The sequence below is a fragment of the Paraburkholderia sp. SARCC-3016 genome, assembly GCF_031119615.1.
Lineage (GTDB): Bacteria > Pseudomonadota > Gammaproteobacteria > Burkholderiales > Burkholderiaceae > Paraburkholderia.
This window is the reverse complement of the sequence record NZ_JAVHZD010000002.1, coordinates 38427-51544: the sequence shown is the minus strand read 5'-3', so window position 1 is coordinate 51544 and position 13118 is coordinate 38427. Positions and strand designations below refer to the sequence as shown.

At 59.8% G+C, this 13118-nt stretch carries 8 protein-coding genes; 3 read left to right on the top strand and 5 right to left on the bottom strand.

Going from position 1 to position 13118, the window contains the following annotated elements:
* Positions 1-31 precede the first annotated feature (31 nt).
* The 5 genes from tssH to tssK all read right to left on the bottom strand — a co-directional run bounded on the left by tssH (position 32) and on the right by tssK (position 7990).
* Positions 32-2896: a type VI secretion system ATPase TssH gene (gene tssH / locus QYH69_RS02690; protein WP_308830381.1), complete on the bottom strand. Its 2865-nt coding sequence runs from the start codon at positions 2894-2896 to the stop codon at positions 32-34.
* A 249-nt stretch (positions 2897-3145) separates the two neighbouring features.
* Positions 3146-3631: an Hcp family type VI secretion system effector gene (locus QYH69_RS02685; RefSeq protein ID WP_308830380.1), complete on the bottom strand. Its 486-nt coding sequence runs from the start codon at positions 3629-3631 to the stop codon at positions 3146-3148.
* A gap of 155 nt (positions 3632-3786) precedes the next feature.
* Positions 3787-5679: an OmpA family protein gene (locus tag QYH69_RS02680; RefSeq protein WP_374992340.1), complete on the bottom strand. Its 1893-nt coding sequence runs from the start codon at positions 5677-5679 to the stop codon at positions 3787-3789.
* A 212-nt stretch (positions 5680-5891) separates the two neighbouring features.
* Positions 5892-6641 carry a DotU family type IV/VI secretion system protein gene (locus QYH69_RS02675; RefSeq protein ID WP_308830379.1) on the bottom strand — a complete coding sequence of 250 codons (750 nt, stop codon included), beginning with the start codon at positions 6639-6641 and terminating at the stop codon, positions 5892-5894.
* Positions 6638-7990, bottom strand: a complete 1353-nt coding sequence (tssK, locus tag QYH69_RS02670) for a type VI secretion system baseplate subunit TssK (protein ID WP_308830378.1) — start codon at positions 7988-7990, stop codon at positions 6638-6640. The genes QYH69_RS02675 and tssK overlap by 4 nt, the downstream gene beginning before the upstream one ends.
* Positions 7991-8529: 539 nt before the next feature.
* Here tssK and tssB point away from each other — a divergent pair.
* The 3 genes from tssB (at position 8530) to QYH69_RS02655 (ending at position 13116) form a co-directional block, all read left to right on the top strand.
* The gene (tssB, locus tag QYH69_RS02665; RefSeq protein ID WP_308830377.1) at positions 8530-9042 is read left to right on the top strand and encodes a type VI secretion system contractile sheath small subunit; all 513 of its coding nucleotides are present in this window, start codon (positions 8530-8532) and stop codon (positions 9040-9042) included.
* Positions 9043-9115: 73 nt separating this feature from the next.
* Entirely contained in the window at positions 9116-10678 is a 1563-nt protein-coding gene (gene tssC, locus QYH69_RS02660; RefSeq protein ID WP_308830376.1) for a type VI secretion system contractile sheath large subunit, read from the top strand.
* A 98-nt stretch (positions 10679-10776) separates the two neighbouring features.
* Entirely contained in the window at positions 10777-13116 is a 2340-nt protein-coding gene (locus QYH69_RS02655) for a type VI secretion system tip protein VgrG (RefSeq protein WP_308830375.1), read from the top strand.
* Positions 13117-13118 lie beyond the last annotated feature (2 nt).

Genomic DNA, 13118 nt, shown 5'->3' with positions numbered 1-13118 from the left:
TTTCGCGGGTATGCTGGTTGCGGGGGCTTTGTTATGTGGTCGCGGTCGCAGTCGCAGTTATTGGAGGTGTACGGCGGCTTTGCGCGATGTCGCGTTCGATAAAGTCGATTGTGAGCTTGCCCTCCGGTGAACCCGAAAGCCGCACTTCGGCGGGCACGGTACCGGTCGCGATGCGCACGAGCAATTCACGCGCAACGGTGGGCAAAATGCGTTGATCGATGAATGCGTCGATGCTGCGGGCGCCCGAGTCGCGCGCGACGCAGTGTTGTGCCAGTGCGTCGACTAGCGCCTCGTCGCACGCGAACAGGACATCGTGCTGTCGGCGCAGGCGGTCGGCGAGTTTCGCAAGCTTGAGGCGCAGGATCGATGCAAGCGCGGGCAGGTCGAGGGGCCGATAGACGAGCGTCTGGAAACGCGCGAGCAGCGCTGGCTGAAAGTGCGCCGTCAGCGACGGGCGGATCGCTTCGAGCAGTTCTGCTTGCGAGATTGCGCGGTTATCGGCGGTCGCATCGTCGATTTGCGTGCTGCCGAGGTTCGACGTCATCAAAATCACGCAATGGCGGAAGTCGATCTCGCGTCCTTCGCCGTCGCGCATCGTGCCGCGATCGAACACCTGATAGAAAAGGTCCAGCACGTCGCGGTGCGCCTTCTCCACTTCGTCGAGCAGGATGACGCTGAATGGCCGCCGCCTGACTGCTTCGGTCAGAATGCCGCCGCGTCCATAGCCGACGTAGCCGGGCGGCGCCCCTTTTAGCTGCGAGACCGTATGCGCTTCCTGATACTCGGACATGTTGATCGTGGTCAACGCGGCCTCGCCGCCGAACAGCAGGTCGGCGATTGCCAGCACCGTTTCGGTCTTGCCGACGCCGGACGGGCCGGCGAGCAGAAACACGCCGAGCGGAGCCCGCTCGTTGCCGAGCCCCGCTTTAGCGGTGCGCAGGCTTCGTGCAAGCGCGGCAAGCGCATCGTCTTGCGCGACGACGCGCTGCGCAAGCTGTGCTTCGAGCGTAAGCAGGCGCTGCAGCTCGTCGTCGACGAGATCGCCAACCGGGATGCCGGTCCAATCGGCGACCACACGTGCGACCGCTTGCGCATCGACGTCTGCGAACACGAGCGGCGAACTGCGTTGTACGTCGGCGAGCGCCTCGCGGGCGGTGCTTAGCGCGAACGGATCGCGCATCGGTGGTTCGGCGTCGCGGCGTGCGTGCAGCGCGGTGACGAGAGCGAGCTCCTGTTCGTATCGCGCCTGCAGTTTCTTTTGTTCTTCGGTAGCGGTTAAGAGCAGCGCGTCGAGCGTGGCGCGGCGCGTCTGACTGATTTGATGGTCTTCGATGCCGGCCGCCTCGTCTGCATCGAGCGTTGCGCGTTCCAGTTCGAGCGCGACGACCGCTGCGCGCGCGCGTTGCAATTCCGCCGGCGGCGACTCGAGCGTCATGCGGACGCGGCCCGCCGCGGTGTCGATGAGGTCGACGGCCTTGTCGGGCAACTGCCGCGCGGGAATATAACGACGTGACAGCCTGACTGCCGCAACGAGTGCGTCATCGCGGATATGTACGCGATGGTATTGCGCGTAGCGGTTGACGAGCCCGCGTAGCATCAGGCATGCGGCTTCGTCGTCGGGCTCGTCGACCTTGACGATCTGAAAGCGGCGTTCGAGTGCGGCGTCGCGCTCGAAAAACTCCTTGAACTCCGACCACGTGGTCGCAGCGATGGTCCGCAGTTCGCCGCGCGCGAGCGCGGGTTTCAGCAGGTTGGCCGCATCGGCTCCGCCTGCGGCGTTGCCGGCGCCAATCAATGTATGCGCCTCGTCGACAAAAATCAGGATCGGCACCGGTGACGCGCGGACCTCGTCGATGACGTTCTTGAGACGCTGTTCGAACTCGCCTTTGACGCCAGCGCCGGCCTGCAACAGGGCGAGGTCGAGCGTAAGAATACGCACGTCGCGGATCAGATTCGGCACGTTCCCTTCGGCGACGCGCAGTGCAAGCCCCTCGACGAGTGCCGTTTTGCCGACACCGGGTTCGCCGACGAGAATCGGATTGTTCTTACGCCGGCGCACGAGAACATCGACCATCTGCTGGATTTCGCGATCGCGTCCGAAGACCGGGTCGATTTCGCCGCGGCGTGCTTTATCGGTCAGGTCGAGCGCGAAGCGGGAGAGAGCTTCGTCGGCAGAGTGTATTGCTTGATATGCGTTAGATCTGCGTTGAGGAGATGCCGGCGCGGACGATGATACGTCCGCTTGCTGGCGCGCGGATGTGGGTTGGGCGCACCGACGGGCCTCTCGGGTGGCGGCGGTTTCGTCGGTCGCTTCTGTTGCGGCGATGGCTCCGATTGCTCCGGTTTGCACGGGCGCAAGCGTATAGGTGGCCGATTCGGTGACAGGTGGCGGCGTCGCTACGTGTTCGGTCGATCGGGAACCAAGCCGCGGCATCAGCCTGCGGATCTGTGCGGCGGATAGTGGTAGCAGAGAAAGCGCGCGGCGCGTATGCAATACGTGCGGCGCTTCCATAATAGCCTGGAGCAAATGGCTCGAGCGGATTACGTCACCCGTGGTGTCAGTCAAGGCGTCCACCAACGCGAGGCTCCACGCATCCTGCAATACCGTAGCAGCCTGCAGCGACAGCGCTGGCTTACCGCGCAGATTGCGTGGCGCGCGGGCGATCGATTCGAGTAGCGCCTGCCAGAGTGCATCGATATCGATGTCGCAATGCTCGAGCAGCGCCGGGACATCGCCGTCGCCGGCCTCAATCAGTTTCAATAGCCAGTGCTCGACGGAAATTTCGCCCGCAAGACGCGCCTGACAAAGGTTCGCGGCTGCTTCGAGTGCGCGCGCGCAGTGAGGGTTGAGCCTGCGCAGCAGCGCAGACGTATCTCGGGTATTCGTAACGGACATGCTTCGATCGTCTCGCGGGATGAAATGACACGGCCAGAAAAGCGTGGCAGACGTTGCATTGCGTCTGGTACGGCGTTTGGCTGCCGTTGATCGTCGGTTCGATGCGCCAGCTGCGCCGCGGAGCGAGCTGGCGAAACAGATGCTTTCGAGACTGTCGTGTGGCGCCGGTACCTACGTACGTTTGGTGCCTGCGTGGCAAGTGCGTGGCAAGTGCATGGCAAGTGCGCCGCACGACATCGGCTCAAACGATCAGGATCGCTCGTTCCACGTGTCTTTATGGATGATGTTGCCATCCTTGTAAGACCACGTGATCGTCTCGTAACGCAGTTCCACGTCTTCAAGATGGTTATGCTTCTCGAAGTCCGGGTTCTTGATATCGAGCATCTTTGGCTTGACGGCGACAACCTTCACGTTGTCGAGCTTCGTGTTGAAGTATTCTTTTTCCTTGCCCGCGTCGTCGATCCTGTACCACTTGATTTCAACGTTCTTAAGGGTTTGTCCGCTCGTCACCGCCTTATAGAGATACGGGGTGGACGAGTCCGTCTCTTTGGTGAGGGTGATCGGCTTATGCACGCGGGTGCCCGTGAGCTTGCCGGTGTTGCCGTCGGTCGGAATGTGGACGCTGTGATCGAATGCGACAAGCTCGACACTACCTTCACGGCCTTGCACGGTTACCGAGCCTTTGATGTCCGCGCCGCCATCATCCTTGAGCCACATATATGCTGGAATCGCCATTTTCTCTCCCTTTTCCTGCTGTTTCGTACTGCAACGATGACCCGGAGCAACTGGCTCCGGGGCCCCAATTCCCGAAGCGGAGCGCTTCGGGATTCAAACGGATTGGTGAATCGGGTTGAATACAGATTCGTGACCAATGCGTTATCGATGCTCCATCAACGCGCTGTCGATGCGCTATCAACGCGCTGAGGAGCCGTATCGGGTACGAGCGTGATTTCGACGCGCCGGTTCTTTGCGCGACCTTCGGATGCGTCGTTGCTCGCGATGGGCCGCGTATCGCCATACCCCTGGATTGCAAACTGCGTGGCCGGCATGCCTGACGCGTCGACCAGCCAGTCGCGTACGGCGGCTGCACGTGCGATCGACAGCCGCAAGTTGCTATCCGGTGCGCCGGTTGCGTCGGTATGCCCGGCAACGAGAATCCGCTTGCGGGGATTCGCCCTGATCATCTCGAGCGCACCGACCATCGCACGCGTCGAGCCTGGTTTCAGTTGCGCGTTGCCGCTGTCGAATAACGACATGCTGTCGAGCGTGACGACTGCCGGGGGAGCCTCAGGAGGCTCGTATGTCGCGATTGCGTCGTTCAGCGCCGGCATCAACTGTGCGCCGCGGTACATGCCGAACGACAGATGCAGTGGAACACCGAGGCGCGCGTAATGCTCGAGCTGATCGCGGTCGGCGACGAGTGCCTGTAGCGCGTCGCGCCTCGCGGCATCCTGCGCCGCGGGGATTTTTGCGTACCGCTGAAGGTTGGCGCCGATACGGTCGATCAAGGTCACGTTGTTCGACGCGGCGCCCCAGAAGGCGATTGCCGCCGCGCATGCGGTCAGCGCTACAGCGTGCGCGAGCGCAGCGAGGCGAGGCGGGACCCAGCGCTGCTGCGGCATCGCTTCAATGAGCGGCTGCGGCAGAGGCCATGGCGACGGCGATGCCGGCATGGTTGCCGGTACGACGGCGGTTTGCGACTCGACGTCTCTTTCCCAAGGCTTGCCTCTTCCCGTTGCGGGACCGCAGTCGACCCAGCCGACGCCATGTAGCGTGCATGGAGCCGAAGGCTGCCGATCATCGGTTAAAGCCTCGATCACGATTCTCCAGGTCCAGTCGATGAGCGATGGCAGGGCGGCGGCGCGGGTGACCGCCCGATGGATTGAGTTGGCGCGTTGCACATCCGCGCTTAAGGCGTCGGCGTTTAAAGCAATGGCGTTTGATGCACTGATGCTTAACGCGTTGGCTTCGGCGGCCTTGGTGATGGATTCGAAGAGGCCGGCAGCGCTGTTCTCGGGCATTTTTTCCAGGCGGCCGGAAACCACTGCCGCCGGAAGAATGCGCCTGGTTGATGACACGCCATACCACAGCGGTCCCGTGATGCCTGTCATGAACCTCGATGACTGCCAGCGAGATTCGGCCGTGGTATTCGGCGTTGTTTTCGATAAGGTAGACGAGCTCGTGCCGACTACGCCATCGATCGTTGCGGCGGCTGTTTCATGTGAATTTCCATCGGCCGTTACCCGTTGATAGATGGCGAGGTAGCCTGGCAAACGCGCGCCAAGCATTCGTGACGCGTCGGCTATCGCCTGACGCATCACGCGAAGTCGTTGCGTCAACGTGTCGAGGTCCGAATGCAGAGCCGGCGCGACCGAAAGCACAAAAGCCTCTGGCGCTCGGCCATTGCGCCACTGTCGGACCGCAACCGAAAGCTTCGGCAGATCCCGCGGCCGTTCCGCGCGTATCCAGATTGCACCCTCGCCGATATGCACGAAGCGCGCTTCGCCGACGCGATCGAAGATCGCAGGCAAGCCGTCGCCGGTGACGACGACCAGAGGCATATTCGTCCGCAATCGAACTGGAATCTCAGACGCCGCAGCGCCAAGCGCTGCAAGTACACGCGCGTTTTGCGAGCGAGCGGAAATGAGTTGCCGGGTGCGCAGCCATACGACTGCAAAGGCCAGCAGTCCGATGAACGCCGTTAGCAGCAAGACCGGGGTCTGGCCTAGTCGCGGAATAAACCACAGCACAGCGAGTGCAAGCACCGCGGCAAGCGCCACCATTGTCCGAAACGGATAGCCGAGGCCCTCGTTCCCGAGGGCCGTCGCTGTGTTGGACGGAATCGCTGCCGAGCCATCCGGCTCGGTAGCAGATTGAGCGTGCGATATGCGCTCGAACGGCGTTGACGCAAAGCGCGGCGGCACGGACGACATCGGTTCCGACGGCGGCGACCCGTCCCGCGCGGGTTCCAGCAAGGCGGACTTGACAGACCGAGTCACGGGCGCACCGCCTGCGATGCAAGATGTGCGGCTTGTGCATCGAGCGTCGCGTTCCACGCGAACCATATGGCAACCGCCACCGCTCCAGCGATGCTTGTCATTGCCCACGGCGACAGGCGATAGAGCGAGTCTGTAAAACGCCAGCCTGAACGTTCGACGACGAACGTCTGGTCTCGCGCAGGTCTTAGCGTTTGCAGTCGCGTGTTGAGCGCCTCGATGAGCGCCGCGCGTTTTGCGGCGCCGTCGCCTTCCGGCGTGTTCCATGAAAGCGACGCATACCGGCCGACAAAACCCAATGCGAGGATGGTTTCATAGCATTCAAGCAGATCGACGTTGGGCGACGCCTCGATCATCCGTTGCTCGAGTCGTTCGAATACGCTTTCACCGGCATCGTGCCGACCGGTCTGCACAATTTGCAGAGGTTGTGCATCCCACTGTGATAGGTCATTGGCGGATAGATGGCGCAGTGCCGTCTCATCGAGTAGTCCGCATTGAGCGATGACCGCGTCCTCGCGCACATCACGCGGATAACCGTGACGCTCGAGCGCGGCGGCAAACTGCGTAACCAGTTCCTCAGCGCGGTCGCGAAGCAACCTGTAGGTAGTCGGCGTTTGGTTCGCCGAGAGCTGGGTGACGACCAGTGCGGTGTCGCGCAGCAGACTACGCATGCATTGCGAGGATGTGCGAGTGGCATCCGTCGAGTAGTCAACCAGTCTTGAAAAAGGGGCGAAGCCGAAAAGATTCATGACCGCAGCACCGCGTGGAGTTGAAGCGTCGCATCGGGAATCGATGCGGGTAAATAGATCTGGCAAGCGCGCGCAGCGAGCATGCGCGCGTGTGCGGGATCGTCAGCGTCCAGCGCAAAATAGTGGTTGTCGAGGCGCACTGGAATCGCGGAGGGCACGCGCTGTACCGGCTTAAGCGGAATGCCCGTGAGCGCCGAATTGACGATTTGCCTGACATCGTCGGGTGCGCCGATCTTGCACAGTCGCGCGAATTGCTCGACAAGTTCGAACGGCGACAACGCTGCGCTGACCGACAAATACCAGTCCGCCGGGTCGGTCGCGATGCGTTCGTCAGCGAAAAGACCGGTCCAGGTTGTCGCGCTTTTCTGCGTTAGCGCAATGGACACGACGCGCGACGGAATGATCGCGTCGAGCAACTCACGGATCTTCGTTTCGAGCCGCGCGAAAACATCTTCGGCATGCGCGTGATCGTAGGTCGGGATGTCCGTGAGTTGTGCGCCTGTCGAAAACGTCATCAACGCGGCGGTAAGCTGAGCGAGTACCGTGTAGAGCCGCTCGGGCGGCTGCGACGGGTGGGACGCGAAAAACTGCAGTTGTGGCCACGCCGCATGAATACAGTGCAGGAGCCAGAAGAGTTGCACGTCCGCCACGCCGTACTCGGTGACCTGCTCGATACGCTCGCCGCGGCGTGCTCCGAGTGCGACGCTCTTCGCCAGCAGGATGTCCGCCAGGCGATTGATCCGCTCGATATGCAGCGGATGGCCGGCCAAGGTCAGGCAAGGAGGTACGTAGCGGTGATCGAGTTTGAACTCGCCACTGCTCGAGCGCGTGAGGCGGGCGATCGCGCATACCGTGTCGTCTTCGTTTGGTTCGAAGTCAAATAGCAGTCGCACCGCGTGGCGCTCGGCGGCGATCTCCGCTTCGCCGGTGCCGTTCAGATCCGCGACCTGCACGAATTCTCGAAACGACCGGCGCGGCCGCGCGAGAGAGTCTTCATCGAAGCGGCAGTTATTGCCATTCGCATTGGCAAGCGGCAGCGCTGCCAGCACAACGACGCTTTGCAGATCGACCGGTAATCCCTGTGACAGATTGCGGGCAGGCGGCAACGCATCCGCGACGGTCGAGTCGAACGGGGTGCCATCCGGAAAGCGCAATTTCAGTTGCGTGAGCTTGAGGCGACTCGCTGAGAGCGCTTCTTCATCGACATCGACGCCAAGTGTTCCCCACGGCTGTACGAGCGACGCCGCTGCGATCTGACGCAGCGAGAATTCAGCCCAACGTTCGTGCTGTTGAAAGTGCTGTTGCGTGAGGATCAGGCCTTCATGCCAGAGCGGTTTATCGATCCGCATAGGTGTAGCGCAAAAACGGTTTAAAGAATTGAATAGCGACGATCAGATCGCAATGAGGAGACGCGTGAGCATCGGACACACATACAAAAGCGTCGACTGAATAAAGCAAATAAACCTGCAAACCTTGAGTATCGGATTCGTAATCGTGAGAGCGGAGTGTACGCGATGAACAAATCCAATGGCAAACAATATTTTCAGCCATTTAAGTTATTTAAAGATATTCAGGAAATGTCAAATTGACTGACGGACGCATATATTTAGATTGCGAAAATTCCCATGAATCCCTTATCTGGCGGCGCTGCTGCATAAGAATGGGATTGGGCGCCTTAGGATGGCGTTTGCAAATATTTGTCAATGATATTTATGAGATGGTTACTTGTTTATTTTTCGTGCGAACATAATCAACACGCAGTAGTAAAAAGATCCCTGCTTATTTAAATGACTGGGGCAAGTAATCACGTCGTCCTGCGCGGATCGCCGAGCGAAGCCGGGTAGGATCGGCGGGATTAATTTATCTAAATAGATTGGAGCGGATACAGATGGACAGCTTCCAGCGCGAAATTCCGAAGAGTCGCGTCTCGATTACGTTGGACCTGCATACGGGCGGAGCCCGGAAGAAGGTCGAGTTACCGCTAAAGCTTCTAGTGGCAGGCGATTTCAGCGCGGGGCGAGAGCAGGCGCCGCTCGCTGAGCGCAAGAAGGTCAATATCGACAAGAGCAACTTCGATGCAGTGCTGGCCGACTACGCGCCAGACCTCAAGACGGCTGCACCGAACACCCTCGTCGACGACGGGTCCGAGTTACCGGTGCATCTCGCGTTCCGGTCAATGAGGGACTTCGAGCCCGAGCAGGTCGCGCGGCAGATTCCGGAACTGCAGGCGCTGTTGGCTATGCGCAATCTGTTGCGCGATCTTAAATCGAACTTACTCGACAACGGCACGTTCCGTCGCGAATTCGAAAAGATCCTGAAGGACCGATATCTGTCGGAACGACTACGCCACGAGCTGGCGCAGATCGGCAGCGCGGCTACGCAGCAGGAAGGGCATGCGTAAGCGCAGCGAGGCAAAACGCGCGCTTACCGCATTCCGCAACCATATGGCGACACGAACGCAGGCAGACAACGAGATGAACCAACAGAACGAAACCCGGCACGGGGCAACTGAAACTATCGTCCTTGAGGGATCGCATTTCGACCCCTCTGCTGCAAGCGACAGCTTGTATGCATCGCTGTGCAGCAAGATCAACCTGAGGCCCGTTAGAGAAGCTCGCCCGCTCGAGGCGTTTCGCGACAGCGACATGCTTTCGGAAGCCTCGGCCGACGAGCGGATTGCGCGAGGCATGAGTGCATTCCTCGATTTGATCAGCACCGCGAGCCATCCAGTCGACCGGCTCGACAAATCGCTGCTCGACTTCCATATTGGTCAGATCGACAGAAAAATCAGCCGTCAGTTGGACGCGGTAATGCATCACCCCGATTTCCAGGCGCTGGAAGGGCGTTGGCGTGGGCTCAAGATGCTTGTATCGCGCACGGACTTCCGCAAGAACGCGAAGATTGAAGTGCTCGACGTGTCCAAGGACGCTTTGACGCGCGACTTCGAAGACACGCCTGAGGTCATTCAGAGCGGCTTGTATCGTCTTACGTACATCGAGGAATACGACACACCGGGTGGCCAGCCTGTGAGCGCGATGATCAGCGATTTCGAATTTGCGAACTCGCCACAGGATGTCGCCCTGTTGCGCAACATTTCCAAGGTCGCGGCGGCTGCACATATGCCGTTTATCGGGTCGGTCGGACCAGCGTTCTTCGGCAAGAGAACGATGGAAGAGGTCGCCGCAATTCAGGATATCGGCAACTACTTCGATCGCGCGGAGTACATCAAATGGAAGAGCTTCCGAAACACGGACGATGCGCGCTATGTCGGGTTGACCATGCCGCGCGTGCTTGGACGTTTGCCGTACGGGAAAGATACGACGCCGGTACGCACGTTTAATTACGAAGAAGCGGTCACAGGCCCGGACCACGATCGTTATTTGTGGGTCAATGCGTCGTTCGCTTTCGCCGTGAATATGGTGCGTAGCTTCGTCAATAACGGGTGGTGCGTGCAGATTCGCGGCCCGCAGGCCGGCGGTAAGGTGGAAGACCTACCGGTGCATCTGTATGACCTCGGTACCGGCTCTCAGCCGAAGATTCCGACTGAAGTGCTGATTCCGGAGACGCGAGAGTTCGAGTTCGCCAATCTCGGATTTATCCCACTGTCGTTCTATAAGAATCACGACTTCGCGTGCTTCTTCTCGGCAAACTCGGCGCAAAGGCCTGCGATCTACGAAACGAAGGAGGCGACGGCGAACAGTCGTATCAACGCGCGATTGCCGTACATCTTCCTGTTGTCCCGCATCGCGCACTATCTAAAGCTGATTCAGCGCGAAAACATCGGTACGACCAAAGATCGTCGGTTGCTCGAACTCGAGCTGAACAATTGGGTTAAGGGTCTTGTGACCGAAATGAAAGATCCCGGCGATGAATTGCAGGCATCGCATCCGTTGCGCGAGGCTACGGTAACGGTCGAAGACATCGAGGACAATCCGGGCTTCTTCCGCATCAAGCTGTTTATCGTGCCGCACTTCCAGGTGGAAGGGATGGACATCGGGCTGTCGCTCGTGTCGCAGATGCCGAAGGCCAAGAACTGACTCATAGGTAACGCACAGGAGCGACCAGCGCGCCCGCGTTGGCGCGCCGGTAGCGCACGTCCATTCGCCGGTCGCACGTTTGTGAGGAGAAGACGAAGATGTCGATGGTTTTGCCTTCGCAGGCTTATGAGCTAAGGCTCGCGCCGCATCCTGCGCCATTCTCTGTTCTACGATTTACAGGGCGCGACGCGCTTTGCGAGTTGTATTGCTATGAGATCGAGTTCACGAGCGAAGTCGCCGGCATTCCGATGGACCAGGTGCTTGGCAGGCCGGCGAAGTTCATTGTCGACCCGATCGATCCGGACCTCGCTTATTTGCAGAAGATGTTCGGTGAGAACGCAGAGCGATTCAGCAAGAAGCCTCCGGCGCGGACCGTGCACGGCATCATCACCTGTTTCGATGAATTGGAGACGTCGTCGGACGAAACGCGCTACCGCGTCGTGCTCGAGCCCAACCTGGCGGATTTAAATCGCGGTGTAACAAGCCGGCTGTTCCAGAAACAGTCGGTTGAGGAGATCATCACCGATACGCTACGTCACTTTGGTTTCAGGGCGGGTGTCGATTTCGAGTTCAAGCTGCGTGGCGAGTACAAGCGGCATGAGTACCGCACGCAATATCGCGAGACTACCTTCGCATTCATCCGGCGTATAGCAGCGGAAGAGGGAATCTGGTTTCGCTTCGAGCAGAGGAAGGATCGCGCGGTTGTGGTGTTCGGTGACGACCTCGATGCGTACTCGCGCAATCAGCGAGTCGTACCTCTGCGGCATGATGCGGGCCTGGAAAGCGTGGGCGCTGAGGCGATCAAGTCACTTGAGCGCCGCACAAAGCGCGTTGTACGAGGCGTCAACCTCAATGACTACAACCATCGAAAGGCCGCGGTGGAACTGCTCGTCGAACACAATGCCGCGCCCGAGGATAAGACAACCGATGCTGTTTATTATCGCTGGGGCGAGCACTACGAGACACGGGAAGAAGGTCGACGCATCGCGCGGCTGAGGCACGAGGCACTTCTGGCCGAACAGGTCACGTTCGCGGGAAAGGGAAATCCGTTTGCGCTCGAAGCCGGCGAGGTGATGCGGCTCGATCAGAATGGGGCGGATGCGCCGCACGGCCTGCTGATCACGTCGGTTGAATCGGGCGGTGGTCGCAGTGAGTCGTATGCGATCCAATTTCAGGCTATTCCCTCGCATCGTGTCTGGCGGCCGAAAGTCGATGCGGCAACGCGGCCGTCGATCCAGGGCATTCTCCCGGCACGCGTGACATCGCCAGGAAACTACAAGTACGCGTATCTGGACGAGCGGGGTCACTACGTGGTCAAGCTCCCGTTCGATCTCGACGAATGGAGCCCAGGCGGCACGAGCCGGCCGGTTCGGCTTTCGAAACCCTATAGTGGGGACAACTACGGGCATCACTTTCCACTGATCGACGGAACGGAGGTGGCGCTTCTCTTTACGGAAGGGAATCCGGATCGGCCCGTCATCGTCGGCGCGATGCACGACAGTGAGCACCCGGATCTGGTCAACAACCTGAACCATACGTGCAATATCGTCCGTACGGCCGGTGGCACCGAGTGGTGTATCGAAGATAAGGAAGGTGTCGAGCACAGCCATTTGTCGACGCCTTACCAGACCAGCGAACTCAATCTTGGGCATTTGGTCGATGCCGACCGGAAGGAGCGTGGGCACGGCGCCGAAATGCGTTCGGACGCACATGCCGTGTCTCGCGGCGCGCTAGGAAATATGGTGTCTGCAGAGGCGCAACTGGCTGCCTCCGGGGATTTGCTCGAAATGCTCAATGCTGATGCGACATTTGGCGAGTCGAAGGAAATCCTGCGCTCGCTCAACGCGTCGGCACATGAGGCGAACGCCATTCCAGCGGAAGCAGACCAGCAGAGCGTGTTGATCGATCAAAAGCTCGCGAGGTTGCAGCGTCCTGCGATCGTCGCGACCGCGCCGGAAGGGATCGGTATCGCTAGCGGGGAACACATTCAGATTGCGGCAAGAAAGCAGGCATTTTTCACGGCAGGCGCGGGTCTCGATATCGGAGTGCTCAAGCGAGTGACGGTCGCCGCCGGCGAGGCGATTTCCATTCTCGCGGCACTGCTAGGCATCCGGTTACTTGCCGCCAAGGGGAAGGTGCAAATTCAGGCCCAAGGCGATGCGATGGAATTGATGTCAATGCAGGACATGGTCGTGAGCTCGTCGGATGGCGAGGTCACGATCACAGGGAACAAAGGCGTCACGATCGGGGACGGGTCCGGTGCCTATATCCGGTTGTCGGGCGGCAAGATTCTTTTGGGTAGCCCCTCAGGCGAAATTGAATTGAGAGGGGGCTTGAATATCAGTGGCGCAGATGGAGGCAATTTCAAATTTCCCATGTGGACGAAGACGTCTGTGAAGGACGTAAAGACCGCCATTGACTTCGGTTTCTCTGAATAAGC